Raw genomic sequence first — 19,126 nt, forward strand, 5'->3', positions numbered from 1 at the left:
CTTTCCATGCTTTTTCAAAGTGGAGATAATTTGTGCCCGCTCGAAATCCTTAATTTCCGGCCTAAATAAGCCAACCATTTTGTCGATTTATACTTATGGAGCAAGGCCTGAAATAAATAATTTAAGGATAGATAAAATATGCTGGTTATTGTCGGATTTTTGGTTGTTATCGTGAGTGTTGTAGCGGGATATGTGCTTGAAGGCGGCCATATCATGGCCCTCTATCAGCCCCTGGAGTTACTGATTATCGGCGGAGCCGCACTTGGTTCGCTGATTGTCATGTCACCCATACCGGTACTTAAGGACATGATAAAGCAGGTCATGGGTACGCTCGGTTCGAGTTATAATAGGAAAGACCTTACCGAGCAGATGGTGATGTTATACGAGATATTCAACATTGCCCGGCGCGAAGGATTGGTCGGTTTGGAATCGCATATTGAAAAGCCTTATGAATCCGAAGTAATCCGCAACTATCCCAATTTTCTCAAGAATCATCATGCCGTGGATTTTATGGCTGACACAATGCGCCTGATTATTACCGGTTCGGTGCAGCCCCATGAGCTCGAATCTCTTCTGGATACTGATCTTGAAATTCATCATGAAGAAATCAACAGGGCCCCTTCGATTCTGGGCACCGTGGCCGACTCCCTTCCCGGTTTGGGAATTGTCGCGGCCGTTTTGGGCGTCGTCATTACCATGGCGGCTATCGGCGGACCGGCCGAGGAAATCGGTCATAAGGTCGGCGCGGCTCTGGTTGGAACCTTTTTGGGCGTACTCTTGTGCTATGGTTTTGTCGGGCCGCTGTCGAAAAACATGCAAAATCGCAACGATGCCGACGGCATGTACATGATTTGCCTCAAACAATGCCTGCTGGCGTTCTGCAAAGGATTCCCGCCTTCAATCGCCGTTGAATACGGACGGAGGTCGATCCCCAGCGAAGTTCGTCCGGGATTTATCGATCTTGAAGAGGCCTGTAAGGAAACCCGCAAATAAATTGGGGCCGTCATGTCCGACGAAAATCATAAACAACAACCGATAATAGTTGTCAAGAAGATCAATAAGCACGGCGGCCATCATGGCGGAGCGTGGAAAGTGGCCCTGGCTGATTTTATGACGGCTATGTTTGCTCTCTTTCTGGTTATGTGGCTGGTCAATCAATCGGATGAGGTCAAAGAGGAAATTCAAAGTTATTTCCAGGACCCGGTCGCCTATACCAGGGCCAGCAAATTAAAACTTTTCAGCAAAGGACCGGGAATACTAAAAGGCAGCCAAACCGGTTCCGGTGAGGATGGCGATATTTCTCTTGAGGAAAAACTCAAACAGGAAATGGAAGAACTCGCCGCCCGCATAAGGAAAACTCTGGGTGAAATGCCCGGACTCAGCGTTTTACGCGATCATATCGCTATCGAAGTCACGCAGGAGGGACTGCGGATTCAGCTTATTGAGGGCAGCGAAGACGTTTCATTTTTCAAAACAGGATCAGCCACACTAAGCATAAAAGGCGAGTTGATTCTCAAGACAATAGCAATGGAATTGAGCAAACTATCCAATCAACTGGTTATCGAGGGCCATACTGACGCGTCCGATCTTGGCCGCCATGAAGATTATACCAACTGGGAATTATCATCTGACCGCGCCAACGCCGCCCGGCGAGCAATGGGAACTAAATTAAACAAGGGCCAGGTTTACCAGGTACGAGGGTATGCTGACAATAAATTGCGATTCAAGGACGATCCCTTTGATCCCCGCAACCGCCGTATCACTATCCTGGTTCTCAATCGCCTCACCGGCAAACAAAATCCGGGTGATTCGTATAAATCGCCGATTATTATGTCCAAAGAATAATGCTCCGGTTGTAAATGCATATACCCACATCCAAAATCTTGTAGCGACAACTCTCGAGTTGTCGTCGAAAGCCGTTATTTCGTCATTGCGAGCGAGTAAAACGAGCGCGGCAATCTGTTATCATGTTACCCCCGTCATTACCGAGAGCGAAAACCCGTTAGGGTGAAGTAAGTCGGGAATCCAGAGTTATCCACATTTTTATTTTTGAAAATTCCTTGTAATTGCATGTTTTGTTATGAGTTATGGGGAATTGGGTTCGTTTTGTCCTTTTTCGTTATTGGCCTGTTGGCTCCTTTTATTTTGTGGCATATATGATGCGTCTCCCCGGTTGAGGATGTACTGGTTTTCAACTAAGGGGATGATTTCAGAATCAATGGCATATTGGGTGTTAATCGGGATAATCTATAAAGTGATTGCCATTATCATATAGTTGTGCTATTATTGTATACAACTAATGAAACGTTTAAGACCCACCTAATGGATGGAATACGAACATTTTGCAAGGAGGTTTCTGATGAGAATCCAGCCAAGTGTAACTATTCTTCTATTCATTGCACTCACTCTCTCCGCTTACCAGCCAGCCGCAGAGCAAACCAAGGATGATGTTGCGGCGATCCGGGCCCTGGTAGAGGCATGGGGCGCGGCGGCTGAAGCCGGCGATGTTGCCCGGATACTTGCCTGTTATAATGACGACATCGTGCAAATGCCCCCTGACGCGCCGGCCAACAGAGGCAAGCAGGCCATCGAAGAGTATTACCGCGGTAGCTTAGAGCTGTTCTCGGTCGGGGTGACCTGGCCGGTAGAAGGGACCGAAGAGATCATCGTGGCTGATGGCTGGGCGTTCCACGCAAGCGAGTACATTTCGAAGTTCACTCCTAAGGCTGGCGGAGAAACGATTGAGGCGCATGGGAAGATCATAGAGATCCTTAAACAACAGCCCGACGGGTCGTGGAAGATCGCACGCGAGATATGGAACCGAAATAGTCCACCTGACATGGAGTGATGATTCCCCGATCGCCGGATGCCCTGCAACTTGCTGTGGGAATAGTCAAAAGTGAGTTATCCACATTTTTATTTTTGAAAATTCCTTGTAATTGCATGTTTTGTTATGAGTTGCGGGGAATTGGGTTCGTTTTGTCCTTTTTCGTTATTGGCCTGTTGGCTTCTTTTATTTTGTGGCATATATGATGCCTCTCCCCGGTTGAGGATATACTGGTTTTCAACTAAGGGGCTGATTTCGGAATCAATGGCATATTGGGTGTTAATCGGGATAATCTATAAAGTGATTGCCATTATTATATAGTTGTGCTATTATTAAATGCGCTTGCGGGAATCACAACACGGGCAATAATGCAAATACATTTAGATAATTCTGATTTTAGGAGGGATAAATCTAATCACATAGCAAGCTATGGGCCACTTGGCAAAAATAATAGTTGCATAATTAATTGTTTTCCCCCTATATTTTAATATTAAAAGCACTCGACCACATGCCCGGGCAGCGGGAGCGCTCAGACAGATTTAGCAGTTGAAGGGAATCCAGATGATCAGTTCGCTTATAAGTCGCGATTATGACGACGATTCTGGTGGAATCCGCCTGCCGCACAAAATATCAATCCAAAGACTAAGACGGCGCCCATGAATGTTATAATTGTATCCATTAGAAAGTACCTCATTTGTGATCTGTGTATCTCCATAATATGCATCGGTATATTTGGGCAAATTCTTGAGGACATTATAGCATGAGCCCGTTTTTCCGAATCGACGATCCCCTAGCTTTAAACGGGCTTGCGGCGGGACTACTCCTATTTCAATATATAATCTTAGCGATAATCTATTATCCAAGGGACAAAGAAAAATATCGATTCTTTCTTTATGGATGTTTAGCATGGACTGCAAATCTATTTTACCTTTGGATACTTGATATAGGCAAGAATTCGCCAAGCTTTTTACCCGGTTCATTATCCGAGGCAATTGTCATTATTCTTAATACCGTTACTATGTTTTTTTTCCTCGCGGCAGCTGAAAGGCAATGGAGATTGAATAAAAAAAGGCATTTTGTTAAACTGCCAGTTATTTATGTTGCTAGCATTTTGGCACTTTTTATTCCTTTAATTGAGGTTTTGTTAAAAAGTAAGCTCTCGATTGCTGGCGATGCGCTTGCTGTGAGTTATGGATGTGCTGGCTTATTTGTCTTCGGATTAGCATATCACCTCTATTTCCGTACCAATCCTGTAATATACCCATCTCTCACGAGGGGAACTATAATCTATCCAATTTACTTCTACGCCTTGCTGCAATTTGGCCACTTTATACCAGATATCCCTCTTAACAATGGTCAAGATGCATTCTGTCTGCATGACTTATTCCATTTGGCCGGAATGTCAGCAAAAATCATTCATTTGCTGGGGCTATTGTCCTTTTCACATTATTTATTTGTAACTTATGCCGAGTATCGAGTCTTTTATAAAGAGAAAAGCCAGCTGATAGCTGATGCGCAAGATGCTTTAAAAGTGATCCGTCAATTAAGCCATGAGATCAAAACTCCCAAAGCCTCATTCAAACTGTTTATTGACATTATAAAGGAACTCCCATCGACCGATAAGGTTGAACTTAAGTCACAAAGCGAAAAGCTGGCAGAACTTGCCCAAAAAACTGTGGATGTTATTGATGTTTTTAATAAAGCAATCCCTGATGTTGATAAAGGAACTTCGCAAAAGGAGAAAGCAATAATCGATTTGAATCAGCTTTGTAATGAAGCTGTACGGACACTAGAAACTGTTATGTTGTCTAATACTGCTATACGAAGGAAATATGAAGGCGATATCTGGGTAGAGGGACATGCCGCCGAACTGCATCAGGTTATTCGCAACTTATTAAAAAACGCTATTGAGGCAACTAAGCATTGCGAATCTCCGCTTGTTTATTTAAGCACAAGTGTGGTCAGTGATGAAACGGGGACAAAATATGTCAAATTATTGGTATGCGATAACGGCCCAGGTGTAAACGATGATATAGTGGATCGGATTTTCCAATCGGGATTCTCGACTAAAGTTGGAGAAAGGGGATTTGGACTTGAAATTGCTAGACGCATCACTATAAAACATGGCGGGACCCTCAATCTAACACACTCACGAGGCGGTCGATTTGGGGGAGCCGCTTTTGTGCTATCCTTACCTCACAAAAGTAAACGCAAGTAAAACAAGGAGGATACGAATGTCCGAGAACAATGTTCTGGTACTTGATGATGAAGCAAATTTCACGGGGCTAGTAACAAATTATGCGAAAATTAAGTCGATCCCGGCACAATCAGCTTCAAATGCTGATGAGGCCATAGAATTACTAAATAAAAAGACGTTTTATGTGATCCTCATCGACTTGCATCTTGGTCCCGGGCAACAAAGTGGGCTTGATTTCGCTGAGTATGTCAGAGCAAATTATCCTCAAGTGATTCTCTGTATTGTAACAGGGAATGAATTAAATAAGAATGAAATGGTCCGTGCAAGGAATATTGGAGTAGATGTCATTAAGAAGGATCATCTGGATGGTAATCGACTATATTCCCTCATGTTGGGTCAATGGACGTCAATGCCATCGCAAGCTGACACTGAGAGAAAAGGAATCGTGGGAGAATTGAAAATCCGTTGTGATATTCTCGAAGCCCAGAATGTTGAATTAAAGTCGGTTATCGATTTATTAATTGAAGACCTGGTTGATGAACTCAAGAACCTCCCTAATCAAAAAGCTGAAAAAATAATCGCCGGAACGAAGCGAATTTCCACGGAAGAACTTCTCGATGACTTAAAAAAGAAAAACTCAAGAGGAATTAAAATAGTTCGCTGGTATCACAGTTACTTACAATTATTACGGGGGAAACATGTTACATAAAATTGTTGACAAAATTGGAAACGCATGCCGGTTTTTATTTGACTCTGATGCAACACAAAGGGTATTTCTAAGGAGTTTTGTTCCCAAGCGCTGGGGGTTAATCCCGATTATCAGGAAGTGCTGGAATACCTCAGAAATTTGTTGCGATTCGAGGCTGGATACGTGGATTGATCCAAAGCGAGCAAACGTACTTCTCTTAGTAACGGGATTAGGAGCTTCTCGTGGATTTTTTTGCTGCCATACTCATTCCCTGGATGATAAATGCTTGTGTCCAGTATCGTGGTGGCAATCGGAAAGAAAATATAAGTTGTACATTTTTGCTTTAACGTGCTTTTCTGCTGACTACCTTCGCGAAAGGGACGTTTCTTTGAATTTTCACTCAGCCATAGGTTTCGCAGACGATGTTTATTTTGACTTCGATAGCGACGATAAGAATTCTGTTCATTTCGTAGAGGGACTCCTACGATGTTTGAAATCTGAGCTGAGCTCATCAGGAAAGATTAATGATACTGCAGTGTGTTCCATAAAGCGCCTGCTGGCTGCAGCAGCAATTGGCGGCCATTATCAGGGGAATAGAGGAAAAACCAAATGGAAGGGACCTATGCCTTCGCTCTTAAACAGTATTTTCCTTGCTGGGCTTAGTGATAGTATTAGATTTATAGAAGGAAGGCAGGTATGACGAAATACAAAGAGCTTATCAATCGCATCCAATCATTCCTAGATGGCCCGGGCATCAGGCATTTCGGTGATGATTCTAAATCCTATCCGTCGTTTACAAAGGGGGGACTTGACGAGCAATTAGTTAGCTATGTAGCATCGCTGAAAAGTGAACTCAGTAGATTGAGTCGTGCAGCGATGATTGTTATGTACTCAAGTGTTACTCTTCTATTGGGTTGTATAGTATTATTAATGTTTGGCTCGAATCTAGAAATATCAAGCTTTTCAGCTATTGTTTCCTTACTTCTCCAGATAGTCTATAGATTAATAACGAATCGCGAACGCCGACTTCGAGATGATGTTTCCAATGCCGAGGAATTTATAAGCTCATTAATGGCCGTGGATGTGCTGATGGAATTCACTGATTCCATAGACGACCCAACTAAGAAAGATGTTGCAAAGGCAGACCTACTCAGAGACCTTCCTGACTTGTTATTGAGACAAATGCCTAGGTGGCGACCTCCCTCGCAAGACGAAGCAGCGTAGGGATGGAAAAATATGGCCCGGTGGCCTGTCCAAAAAATAAACGAAGCGATTTTTTGGGTGGGGTCCTGCCGAGGACGATTGAATGATATTTGCCGGTTTAGTCGAACTGTTGGGCAATGCGCCGCCCGGCATAAATTCCAATACCGGTGCCAATCATGCTAATCAGAAGGGCAGTAAATAATCCGATTTGACCGCCCAGCCACCAACCGAGCCATCCGCCGATGATGCTGAGAGTTATGGTAAGGAGTGATTTCATACTAATTATAAGATCGGAAGATAAGGCGAAAATAGTTACAACGATCTGGTGTTTGGTATCTAATAAGTCTAAATTGGGCGGTAGGGTCCCCGCATAGAGCATGTACATTTATCCAATCAATCCGGCGGATTATCCGAAATTATCCGCATAGGTATGCTGCAATATAGTGAAGTAAAGGCTGCATGGATTCCAGCGTTCGCTGGAATGACAGGCGAAAGCCTGAAAGGTAACACACCCCGCCCTGCGGGCACCCCTCTCAAGACAGGCGAAAACCTGGTTAGGGAAAAAAGACTGGATACCCGCCTTCGCAGGTATGACAAATAGGCATTAAGGTAGAAAAAGATAAATGACCTACTTCTTGGCAAAAATTCAGATAAATTACGCGACAGTCAAAAAGGGATGACATCCCCGACAGCCAAAAAACAGGCCCCCGCCTGCGAAAAGGACAAAACGAACCCAATTCGCTTGACAGAATGACCGGTAAAAGCTGATTACAACCCTTGCCAAATCCCAAAAAGTCGTATATTTTTGAGAAATAAATTTACTCGAATTTCATAGGACTAAACCTTGTTTGAGGAATTTGAAAACCCGGAATTTGAAAAATGGCAGGCCGAAGCAGAGCGGTTGATTGGGGATAAATACGCCGGTCTATTGTCGGAATCCTACAAATCCGAAGGCTTAAAATTGAAGCCCCTATTTCGACAAGAGGATAATAAAAATATTCTCGGTATCGAATCTTTGCCCGGACAAAGTCCTTTTCTTCGCGGAGCAAAAACGCCGACGGAAAAACGAAACGAATGGCTCATCTCCCAGGAATCAAAATGCCCAACTCCGGAAATTCTTAACCAAATTCTCAAAGACGAAATCAGACATGGAGCGACTTCGCTGAATATCCCCATGGACCGACCCTCTCGTCTGGGATTTGATCCGGATGAGACAGATATTGAAAGCGTTGGACGCGAAGGAGTCTCCTTGACAACGCTTGATGATTCTTGTGCCGCCCTCTCGGAAATTGATATTTCTTCATACCCTATTTACCTGCACGTCGGAATAAATGGTTTGTTACATCTCGCTTATTTAATGGCTCTGGCGAAAAAAAATAATATTCCAAGCGAGAACGTTCGCGGCGCCATCGCTTCCGACCCGATTGGCGAATGGCTCCTGCAGGGTACTCTGCCGCTGCCGATTGAAAATGCTTTTGATGAATTGGCGGCCGTGACAAATTGGGTTGATTTTCAATCATCGGACCTGGGAACAATCTGGATTCACGGTGAATATATCAGAAACAGCGGCGGCACCGTCATGATGGAACTGGCCTATTCGATGGCGGCCGGAGTCGAATATCTCAGGCAAATGGAAAACCGCGACATTGATATTTCGCGCGTGCTACCGCATATTAAATTCAGCTTTGGGATCGGTTCCAATCTGTTTCTCGAAGTCGCGAAACTTCGAGCCGTCCGGTTACTGTGGGACAAAATCACTGATGCCTGCGGCATCCCTCCCGACAAACGTAAAATCCGGATTCACGCCACTACCGTCGATTACAATAAAACGCGATTGGATGCTTACAACAATGTTCTAAGATTGACCACCGAATCTTTTGCCGGCGCTATAGGAGGAGCCGACAGTATAAATGTTTCTCCCTATAATATGTATGAGAACTCGTCGGATAATGATTCCCGACGGCTGTCAAGAAATATTCAATTAATCCTTAAAAATGAAATCCATCTGGATAAGATAATTGATCCCGGGGGGGGCTCCTATTTTATCGAACATCTGACAAATAATATCGCCCGGATCGTCTGGGAGAAATTCCGTGAGATAGAAAAACAGGGTGGATTGATCGAATCATTGAAGGCGGGAACTTTACAGGTCGAAATTGAGAAAATTGAGAAAAAAGACGCCAGTGATTTTCTATCGGGTAAAAAAGTATCAGTAGGAGTCAATAAATATATCAGGAGCGATGAAGAACATTCCGAAATCGACCAATCAAACTCTCGCATTGAAATTAATAAACGACGTGAACAAATTGGAGCTCTCAAAAAGTCCGAAACTTATGAGAAAGCTCTTGACGCATTATCGAAAAATCATACTAAGCTAAAGACGCCCGAATGTGTTGATACATTAATAGCGGTTGCTTCCCACGGAGCGACTATCGGAGACATTTCGAAAAGCATTAGAAGGGATTTACCCCAATCAGTCCGCATAACATCGCTAAATATCCATCGCCGATCCGAATCTTTGGAAAAATCCGGGAGTGACTCATGAGCAAAATCCCCAATTTCCAAAACATTGATTTTGGCCATAATAAGAGATCAGGGTCGTCAAAAACTCCCGTCGATAGTCGGCAAGGTATTCCTTCATGGCCGACTCTTGAGCAAATTGATATAAAACCGATTTATACAAAACAGGACATTGAGAAATTGGAGCATCTCGAATCTCTGCCCGGGTTTCCTCCCTTTGTACGCGGGCCGTACCTAACGATGTACGTCACCCGCCCCTGGACGATTCGCCAGTATGCCGGTTTTTCCACTGCTGAGGATTCCAACGTTTTTTATCGCCGTAATCTCGCCGCCGGGCAAAAAGGCCTCTCGGTAGCCTTTGACCTGGCCACTCACCGGGGTTATGATTCCGATCATCCCCGTGTCGAGGGCGATGTCGGCATGGCCGGAGTTGCCATCGATTCCATCCTTGATATGAAAATCCTGTTTGACGGCATACCTCTCGACAAAATGTCGGTATCGATGACGATGAACGGCGCCGTGTTGCCGGTTATGGCTTTCTATGTCGTTGCCGCCGAAGAGCAGGGCGTTAAGATGGATAAACTGGCCGGGACCATCCAGAACGATATTCTTAAAGAATACATGGTCCGAAATACATATATCTATCCGCCGCAAGGCTCGATGAAAATCGTCGGGGATATAATCGCCTTCACATCCGAAAATATGCCCAAATTCAACAGCGTTTCCATCTCCGGCTATCATATGCAGGAAGCGGGAGCTACGGCTGATCTCGAAATGGCCTACACCCTTGCCGACGGCCTCGAATATGTCCGTACCGGATTGGCGGCCGGTTTGACCATCGATGAATTCGCCCCGCGCTTATCGTTTTTCTGGGCCATCGGAAAAAATTATTTCATGGAAGTGGCCAAGATGCGAGCGGCGCGGATGCTCTGGGCCAAACTCATAAAACAATTTAATCCCCAAAATCCAAAATCAATGATGCTCCGCACCCACTGCCAGACATCCGGCTGGAGCCTGACCGCCCAGGATCCGTTTAATAATATTGCTCGCACCTGCATCGAAGCTATGGCCGCGGCCCTGGGGCACACGCAATCACTGCATACCAACGCTCTCGATGAAGCCATCGCCCTTCCAACCGACTTCAGCGCCCGTATTGCCCGCAATACTCAGCTCTATCTTCAAGAAGAAACGGGAATATGCGATGTTATTGACCCCTGGGGCGGTTCTTATTATGTCGAATCATTGACCGATGGACTGGCCCGTAAGGCCTGGAATCATATTCAGGAAGTTGAAGAGCTGGGCGGAATGACGAAAGCTATCGAAAGCGGCCTGCCCAAAAGGCGCATCGAGGAGGCCGCCGCTCGTCGTCAGGCCCGGATCGATTCCGGCGAAGAAATTATAATCGGCGTCAATAAATATCAGCCCGAACATGAAACTTCAGTTGACATTCTTGAAGTGGACAATCAAATTGTACGTAAGCAGCAAATTGAACGCTTAAAAGAACTTCGAGCCAATCGTGATGATATCGCGGTCGAACAGACGCTAAAAGCTCTGACCGCCTGCGCCGAATCCGGCCAAGGGAATCTGCTTGATTTATCGATCAAGGCCGCTCGAGTACAATGCACCCTGGGCGAAATAAGCTCCGCCATTGAAAAGGTTTGGGGTCGTCATAAAGCGAAGCATAATATCATCTCGGGCGTCTATAAAAATGAATTTAAGGGGAACGAAGCCATCGACGAAGTTCGTAAATTATCGGATGAATTCGCGGTCCGGGAAGGACGGCGGCCGCGGATACTGATTGCCAAGATGGGACAGGATGGGCATGACCGGGGCGCCAAAGTAATCGCGACGGCTCTGGCCGATCTTGGATTTGATGTCGATATCGGACCGTTATTTCAGACTCCGAAGGAGACAGCCCTTCAGGCGGCAGAAAACGACGTGCATATTATCGGCATGAGTTCATTGGCCGCGGGACATAAAACACATTTGCCGCAATTAGTCGAAGAACTCAAAAAACTCGGAAGAAGCGATATTCTCGTAGCCGTCGGCGGTGTCATCCCATCACAGGATTATGATTTTCTTTTTGAACATGGCGCCTGCGCGGTCTTTGGTCCGGGAACGGTTATTCCCAACGCGGCCAAAACAATTTTAGAAAAATTGACAACTCGGGAAAGTAGACGATAACAATATTATGACCGGCAATCCAAAAAAAGATAAAAGAAAATCAAAATCGGCCCTGAAAATTGTCAAGAGTACAACCAAATCCGTCTCGACAACCGACACTTCCAAAAAGAGAAAAGATTCGACAGAGAAAAAGGATAATAAAAATCTCTCAATTAAAAAGTTATTAAAAGGCGTCCTCGCCGATGATCGCGGGATTCTGGCCCGCGTAATAACCATCATCGAATCGGGTGCAAAAAAAGACCAAAAAAGAGCGCAGGAAATCCTCAAAGAGTTAACGCCTCATTCAGGCAGATCGATTCGAATTGGTATTACCGGAATGCCCGGAGCGGGAAAAAGCACTTTTATCGATGCCCTCGGAGTGAAACTCACCGCCCGGAATCATAAAGTCGCGGTTCTGGCTGTGGATCCCTCCAGTAGTCTCACAAAAGGCAGTATCCTCGGCGATAAAACTCGCATGGAGAACCTGTCTCGCGACGCTAACGCTTTTATCCGTCCCAGCCCAAGCGGCGGGACACTGGGAGGCGTGTCTCGAAAGACAAGAGAGTCAATTATTGTCTTTGAGGCCGCCGGATATGATGTCATCCTGGTCGAGACTATTGGCGTCGGCCAGAATGAAATTGCGGTTCGCTCAATGGTTGACTTTTTCCTGTTAATTCTCATTGCCGGAGCCGGCGACGAACTTCAGGGTATCAAACGGGGCATTATGGAAATCGCCGACGCTATAGTAATTAACAAAGCGGACGGTGATAACATCAAGCGAGCCGAAAATGCACGGGAAGAATTTGAACGCGCCCTGCATTATTTCCAACCGGTTACCGAAGGTTGGCAGCCAAAAGCGATAACCGTTTCGGCGCTGCATGATAAGGGTATTGATCCCATTTGGGATATTATTAAGTCTTTCGAAAAGTTAACCGAAGAAAACGGCACTTTCCGGAAAAGACGCCGCAATCAATTGAAAAACTGGCTCCATGACTTAATCTCAAATCAGTTGCAAAATCTTTTACTCACCGATACCAACGTCCGGAAGACGCTTCCAGAATTAGAAAAACTAGTCATTGAAGGTAAACTGCCTGCCGCAAAGGCCGCTGAAGATATTATCAAAAGATTCCTCAAATAGTCTCTCAAAATCTGTTTCCGTCAAAAAAACAATTTGAAAGTAATAATTGACGACATATAGTCCTGTTCAAAATTTGCTCAATTAGTTAAGCGATTAACCGATATAAATATAGGGAGCTTAATTCCTGCTAAAGAAATTAATATGGCGCAGGGATAAAAGCGGGGCTTGATTACATGTGAACGGAAAATTAAAGGCATTGATTAAGACTTACGATGTATTTAATATTTCAATTATTGGATGCGCCAGCTTTTGGCTGATGGACTAAGCCTTAGAGGATTATAAATATAATCCGGGAACTTATTTCAATAGAATATTCTTTTCGCTACTCCATATATCATCCTTTTTGCATCCTCCAATTTATTTAATAAAAAACGATATATATTGCAAAATGCGGCTATTTTAAAAAATTGAAAATAACTATAAAATGCCAAACAAGGCTCACGTAAATAATATGAATACAGTATCATGTAGTTTGGGATCGCAGGGGCTATTATGAGGGATGCAAAACCTTCCAGCATTTGGAAACTTGATCAAATCACGGCATTTCTTGAAAATTCGAATATGCCGGTTTTCGCGGTTGATATGTTCAATTACTCCATATTATATGGAAATCGGGGATTCACCAAATATTGGGGGGAAGTCACCGGGCAATTATGCTTTAAAGTAATCCATAATTTTAATTCGCCTTGCTCCAAATGCGGTAAAATAAGAATTGATCGTCGAGACCAATCCCGTCTCAGAACATGCCGCGATCCCAAAAATCCCAACCGTAAATTTAGATTTCATTTTATGGATTTCGAGGCAGATGGCGAACGCGTGGTAAGATATATTATTGCAGAAAACTTATCAGAACCAAATGGTAAACAATATGATAACAAATCAATCAGTAATGAGCTCGATATTATTAAAAAGGAGTTGATTGAAAAAACAATTGCATTTGACCAGGTTTTGGATAGCATTGATCGCAGGAAAAAAAAGGTCATTGAGGAAATCGAAGAATACCTTGGCAAAGTTGTCAAGCCCCTGGTTGAAATGATTAAAGACGATGAGAGAATTCCCAAAAGTAGTCTGCTTGAGCTTCTGTTTAGTTGTTTTGACAACATAACATCACTAAATACTAATAGCGCCCGATTATTATATTCTAAACTTACCATCCGGGAATTAAAAATTTGCACTATGTTGAAAAATGGACTTGATACCAAACAAATCGCAAATTTATTAAATACTTCATTCCAAACCGTGCGTAAACAACGGACAATAATTAGGAAAAAGCTAAATCTTACCGGCAAAAAAATTAATTTGGCCGCATACCTAATCGAATTGGAACATAAAGAAATTTCACCCAACGCATAACTCATTGACAATCAATAACAACGGGAGCTTTTTTTAGGGCGAGGAGTATGAACCATACTTCTTAGTTCGTCTATTTTACCCTCTATACTTTTTAGAGAATATTGCGATAAAAAAGATAAAGAGGTTGAGAAAAGCGAGGGTTCAATTGAATCACAAAAACGAACAAAAAACAATTTTACAATTAATTCTTAATTCCAGGGGGAACCAAATGAAGAAAATCATCAATTGGATGCTTCTGTCTATCTGTGTCATGATTCTGACCGGCGCCGGCGCTTCGGCGCAGGATTTTGGTCAGTTGCTTGAGGCGGTCGATAAGCTTGAGGTATCGTTAAAAGGGATGGTGGAATCCGAAGCGGATCAGCGTCAGGCGGCCATATCCGGTCTTCAATCGGAATTACAGTCATTAAAAGAAGAGATGCAAAAATGGCAGGGACAGCCCACCGCTGAAGCACCAGCTGATTTATCCGACCTGAAAACAGAGTTGGAACGGCTCGCTAAAGAAAACAAGGAGTTGTACCGGCAGTTAGCGGGATTAACGGGCAAGATTATTGAGATGAAATCTGAAATTGGCGGATATGCGAGATCGGAATCAAAAGATATAGCCGTGCCGGGTCCGGTCAGGGTCAATATTCCGGTTGAAGCGGCCGAAGAAGCGGTTGGCGGACTTGAGATTTGCGGTTTCTTTGATGTCGTCAACAGTTACACCAGCTCGGCCGACGACGAAGCCGATTTTGCCATCAATCAGGCCGAAGTCGATTTTGAAAATCAACTATCGGATAATATCCTCGCCTGCGCGGCTATCGCCTGGAACGGCGACGACGGCGTTTTTGAACTGGCCGTGGCGGCTCTGGAGATCGGAGTATTTGAAGGGGAAGAACAGTTTGTAAATTCGCTCGGCTTTACCGCCGGTCAATTCGATGTTCCGTTTGGTATCGATTATACTGTTTATGCTTCTCCGGATCGTAAATATGTCACGGGGCCGCAGGTTGTCGATCTGACCCACGGCGGCTGGAATGATTTCGGCGTCCAGTTCAACATGGATACCAAAGGCGGTAACCTGGTCATATTTGGCGTCAACGGTTTTGAATCATCGACGGAAGTTCTTGACGAAATTGAATCTTTAGCTTTGGGCGAAGACGTCTATGAAGAGGTCGATACCTCGCCGGCCTTTGCTTTTGGCTCTCGTCTGGGAATAACGCCTTTATCCTTTCTTGAAATCGGTGGTTCATTCTCGACCGGCTGGAACGCGGATAATGACAATGAGATGATGCTGGTCGGAACCGATTTGCAATTTTCGATGGCTAACTTCGAGTTGAAGGGTGAATATATTGTTCACTCTTTGAACAAGTCCATCGCCGAAGAAAACAATCGGGGCTATTACTTGCAGGGCACCTACGGCTTTTTGGATAGGGCTTTTGTCCTTAGCCGTTACGGTTCGTTCAAACCTGAAGGCGCCGACTGGCACGGCCAGTACTCATTCGGGGCCGGTTATGCCTTGATTGAAGGCGTGGAACTTCGTTTCCAGACATTAATCGACAAAGACAGCGACAACAACACCAATATGTTCCAGTTAGTCGCGGGATTTTAAGATAGTAGGCAGGGATTAAATATTTAATAAAGGGGATGTAGAAATGAAAATTGGACCAAAATTAATCGGATCGTTTTCGATCGTTGCCATAATTTGCGGTATCGTCGGATTTGTCGGCTGGTACGGAATCGGCCAGGTTGATGAGCACATGGACGAAATCGGAGCTGTTCGATTACCGGCCATACAGGCGGCGATGACAATGGATGCCATTATGGGCGACGTTGCTACGGCGCAGATGGAGCTTCTTAATGTTAACGGAAGTATTGAAGAAGCTCTGGGGCAATATGAAGCTATTAACGAAGCCTTTGTCGAAATTGAATCTGCCGCTGAAGATTTTCAAAAATTAATAGCGGATGCGGAGGAAGAGAGGATATTTAATGAGGTTATGACGAACTTCAACGAATTCAAGGCGGCTGCCAATGAATTTGTAAATAGGTCAAAGCAACTGGATGAACTCGGCATTCGCAATCCGATGAAATTAATTGCCGAAATATCTGAGATTGAAAACGCGCATCGCGAATGGCTCTTTCAGTTAAATGAAACTGTCGTTGAGAAAGTTGATTTTGAAGGCGAAATCGATCCCGACAAATGTCCCCTCGGGATCTGGATGAAAGAATTTAATCTGAACAATAAGACAATTCTCTCATCTATGGAAACACTTAAAACCTATCATAACAGCCTGCACGCGACCGTGCCTGAAATCAACGATATTTACAACCGCAGTAAAAATGATATGGCCGCGGCGGCCGTGATGGATGTGTTTGATGAAAAATCAATGCCGGCGATGGATCAGGTCGTCGCGCAGATAGACGGCGTCATCAATGCCGAAGGCCAAAAAGCATACGCGATTTATCAGGATATGGATCGACTTGATATGGAAGTGCTGGAACCGAAGTTTGATCAGGTTATGGCTCTTCTGGAGGAACTGAACAGCGACGTAGATACTGGTGCCAATGAGGCTCGTGAAGAAGGCGATGCGGCCGCAGTTGAGTTCACCTATGGATTCTAATTTGAAAGCCAAGGCACAGTCAGATAAAACATATTAATAAGGGGAGAAGGAATGCTTAAGAACATGAAACTCGGAACCAAGCTGATAATCGTCTTTTTGCTGGTGGGCATTGTCCCGCTGGGCACAATTGGGATAATCAGTTTGACCAAATCCAAAAGCGCTTTGTCGCAGCAGGCGTTCAATCAACTGATTGCGTTGCGCGGCGTCAAAAAAGCCCAGGTTGAAAATTATTTTAGCGAACGCCAGGGTGATATGGGAGTTCTCGTCGAGACCGTCGGGACTCTCCGGGCCGAAGCTTTGAATAAACTTAAAGCCGTTCAGGCTATCAAGAAAAACCAGATCGAGAACTATTTTGCCGAGCGGCTCGGCGATGTCGAGGTTCTGTCGACCAATGATGTTGTCGTAAACGCAATAAAAGCCTATAAATCCGGATGGGATGCCGGAGGAGCGCTCAGCGCCTCTTACCGCGCAGCCGACAAACAATACTCGGAGTGGCTGACCACTTATGAGAAATCATACGGTTACTATGACTTGTTTTTGATTTCGAGCGATGGAGATATCGTTTTTACTGTTGAAAAAGAGCCTGACTTTGGGACTAATGTTGTTAATGGAAAATATAGCGACCAAAACGTCGCTGATTTGTTTAAAAAGTCAAAAAACGGTGTTTCGATTGTGGACTTTAAGCCCTATGCGCCATCCAATGGAGCTCCGGCTTCTTTTGTCGGCGCCCCGATTTATGATAATGGTTCCTTTATCGGGGTGGTCGCTCTTCAGGTCCCGCTCAATCAGATAAACAATATTATGATGGAACGGGCTGGGATGGGCAAAACCGGCGAATGCTATCTGGTCGGTTCGGATCTGAAGATGCGCTCTGATTCTTATTTGGATCCGGATAACCATTCCGTACAGGCTTCATTGAACGGTTCCGTCGATAAAAATGGAGTCGATACCGAAGCGGCTCGGGAAGCCTTAGCCGGTAATGCCGACGCCAAAGTTGTACTCGATTACAATGGCAATCCGGTTCTATCCTGTTATGGTCCTATTAAAATTGGAGATTTCACCTGGGTAGTTCTGGCCGAAATTGATGTCGCCGAAGCCTTTTGTCCCCGGGATGAAGACGGTGTAGCCTTCTTTGCCAAATATACTGAAATGTACGGTTATTACGATCTGTTCCTGATCAATCCCGACGGATTTGTCTTCTTCACCGTTGCCGAAGAGGCCGACTACCGAACCAATATGGTCAACGGACAGTACAGCAGTTCAAATCTGGGACGATTAATGCAAGATGTGTTAACTAATAAGCAATTTGGTTTTGCCGATTTCAAACCTTATGCGCCGAGTAATAATGAACCATGCGCTTTTATTGCTCAGCCCTGCATTGCCGATGGCAGAGTAGAAATGATTGTGGCTCTGCAGTTGCCTCTTGGCGCCATAAATGGCATGATGCAGGAACGATCCGGCATGGGGGAAACCGGAGAAACCTACCTTGTCGGCGCGGATAAACTGATGCGCTCCGATTCATATCTCGACCCGACCGGTCACTCAGTAGCCGCCTCCTTCGCGGGAACGGTGGATAATAATGGAGTCGATACCGATGCCTCGCGCAAGGCTTTGTCGGGTGAAACAGATGCTAAAATTATAGACGACTATAACGGCAATCCGGTCTTATCGGCATATACGCCTCTAAATATTTTTGGCGCCACATGGGTCATGATTGCGGAAATCGATGAAGCCGAAGCCTTTGCCACCATCAACGCCATGCAAATGTCTATGATAATTATTGCATTTGTGATCGCATGTGTGGTTGCTATTATCGGATGGCTGTTTTCAAAGACCATTTCAAAACCAATAACTACTGTGGCATCTCTGTGCACTGAAATGAATGACGAGTTTGATCAGTTTGTAGGTGTTGTCGATGCTATCGCCAATAACGATCTGACTCAGAAAATTGAAAAGACCGAAATGGCTGAACTCAAAATTAAGTCAAGGGATGAAATCGGAACCTTGGCTAATGCCATAAAAGGTACATTGGGCGCCAAGGATAAGATTGGTGATGCTTTAATGAAGATGACAGGAAATTTAGGCACCATGATGCGCCAGCTTGGCGATAATTCCAAGGAACTCGTTTCGGCGGCTAACGAGATTTCATCGTCATCCGAAGAGATGTCTCAGGGCGCCAGGAACCAAACCGAACAGGCGGCTCAGGTCTCGACCGCTATCGAAGAAATGACCGCTACGATTATTCAATCCTCCAAGAATGCCAACGAGGCTAAGGAAGTTGCCGAAGGGGCGGCCAACACCGCCACCGAAGGTCAGGGAATCGTCGGCGATACCATCAGCGGTATGGTCAAGATTGCAGAAGCGGCATCACAGTCGGGTAATATCGTTAATGAACTGGCCCAGGCGTCAGATAAGATCGGCGAGATCATTGGTGTCATCG

15 protein-coding genes are annotated in these 19,126 nt (G+C 44.9%); 14 read left to right on the forward strand and 1 reads right to left on the reverse strand.

Annotated features, from left to right (window positions below):
* Positions 1–138 precede the first annotated feature (138 nt).
* The 7 genes from motA to V3V99_14740 all read left to right on the forward strand — a co-directional run bounded on the left by motA (position 139) and on the right by V3V99_14740 (position 6,936).
* A complete protein-coding gene (gene motA, locus V3V99_14710; GenBank protein ID MEE9443913.1) occupies positions 139–993 on the forward strand; it encodes a flagellar motor stator protein MotA in 855 nt (284 codons plus the stop codon).
* Between the two features lie 12 nt (positions 994–1,005).
* The gene (locus tag V3V99_14715; GenBank protein MEE9443914.1) at positions 1,006–1,845 is read left to right on the forward strand and encodes a flagellar motor protein MotB; all 840 of its coding nucleotides are present in this window, start codon (positions 1,006–1,008) and stop codon (positions 1,843–1,845) included.
* A gap of 514 nt (positions 1,846–2,359) precedes the next feature.
* Positions 2,360–2,848 (forward strand): SgcJ/EcaC family oxidoreductase, encoded by a 489-nt coding sequence (locus tag V3V99_14720; protein MEE9443915.1) that lies wholly within the window; start codon positions 2,360–2,362, stop codon positions 2,846–2,848.
* A 739-nt stretch (positions 2,849–3,587) separates the two neighbouring features.
* A complete protein-coding gene (locus V3V99_14725) occupies positions 3,588–5,045 on the forward strand; it encodes a HAMP domain-containing sensor histidine kinase (protein ID MEE9443916.1) in 1,458 nt (485 codons plus the stop codon).
* A gap of 16 nt (positions 5,046–5,061) precedes the next feature.
* Positions 5,062–5,733, forward strand: a complete 672-nt coding sequence (locus V3V99_14730; GenBank protein ID MEE9443917.1) for a response regulator — start codon at positions 5,062–5,064, stop codon at positions 5,731–5,733.
* A complete protein-coding gene (locus V3V99_14735; protein MEE9443918.1) occupies positions 5,723–6,412 on the forward strand; it encodes a hypothetical protein in 690 nt (229 codons plus the stop codon). Before V3V99_14730 ends, V3V99_14735 begins: the two co-directional genes overlap by 11 nt.
* Positions 6,409–6,936 carry a hypothetical protein gene (locus V3V99_14740; protein MEE9443919.1) on the forward strand — a complete coding sequence of 176 codons (528 nt, stop codon included), beginning with the start codon at positions 6,409–6,411 and terminating at the stop codon, positions 6,934–6,936. The genes V3V99_14735 and V3V99_14740 overlap by 4 nt, the downstream gene beginning before the upstream one ends.
* A gap of 97 nt (positions 6,937–7,033) precedes the next feature.
* On the opposite strand, the gene V3V99_14745 is transcribed toward V3V99_14740, so the two are convergent.
* Positions 7,034–7,300, reverse strand: coding sequence for a hypothetical protein (locus V3V99_14745; protein MEE9443920.1), 267 nt, complete (start codon positions 7,298–7,300; stop codon positions 7,034–7,036).
* A 459-nt stretch (positions 7,301–7,759) separates the two neighbouring features.
* Between V3V99_14745 and V3V99_14750 the strand changes: the two genes are divergently transcribed.
* The 7 genes from V3V99_14750 to V3V99_14780 form a co-directional block, all read left to right on the forward strand.
* Entirely contained in the window at positions 7,760–9,460 is a 1,701-nt protein-coding gene (locus tag V3V99_14750) for an acyl-CoA mutase large subunit family protein (GenBank protein MEE9443921.1), read from the forward strand.
* Complete coding sequence (gene scpA / locus V3V99_14755) at positions 9,457–11,619, forward strand: methylmalonyl-CoA mutase (GenBank protein MEE9443922.1); 2,163 nt, start codon at positions 9,457–9,459, stop codon at positions 11,617–11,619. Before V3V99_14750 ends, scpA begins: the two co-directional genes overlap by 4 nt.
* 7 nt (positions 11,620–11,626) lie before the next feature.
* Entirely contained in the window at positions 11,627–12,736 is a 1,110-nt protein-coding gene (gene meaB, locus V3V99_14760; protein MEE9443923.1) for a methylmalonyl Co-A mutase-associated GTPase MeaB, read from the forward strand.
* A 492-nt stretch (positions 12,737–13,228) separates the two neighbouring features.
* Positions 13,229–14,089, forward strand: coding sequence for a LuxR C-terminal-related transcriptional regulator (locus V3V99_14765; protein ID MEE9443924.1), 861 nt, complete (start codon positions 13,229–13,231; stop codon positions 14,087–14,089).
* A gap of 208 nt (positions 14,090–14,297) precedes the next feature.
* On the forward strand, positions 14,298–15,677 hold the full coding sequence (locus V3V99_14770) for a hypothetical protein (GenBank protein MEE9443925.1): 1,380 nt from the start codon (positions 14,298–14,300) through the stop codon (positions 15,675–15,677).
* Positions 15,678–15,720: 43 nt separating this feature from the next.
* Positions 15,721–16,686, forward strand: a complete 966-nt coding sequence (locus V3V99_14775; GenBank protein ID MEE9443926.1) for an MCP four helix bundle domain-containing protein — start codon at positions 15,721–15,723, stop codon at positions 16,684–16,686.
* Between the two features lie 51 nt (positions 16,687–16,737).
* A partial coding sequence (locus V3V99_14780; protein MEE9443927.1) for a methyl-accepting chemotaxis protein occupies positions 16,738–19,126 on the forward strand: 2,389 nt, incomplete at its 3' end.

The organism is Candidatus Zixiibacteriota bacterium, assembly GCA_036480375.1.
Classification (GTDB): Bacteria; Zixibacteria; MSB-5A5; order GN15; family JAAZOE01; genus JAZGGI01.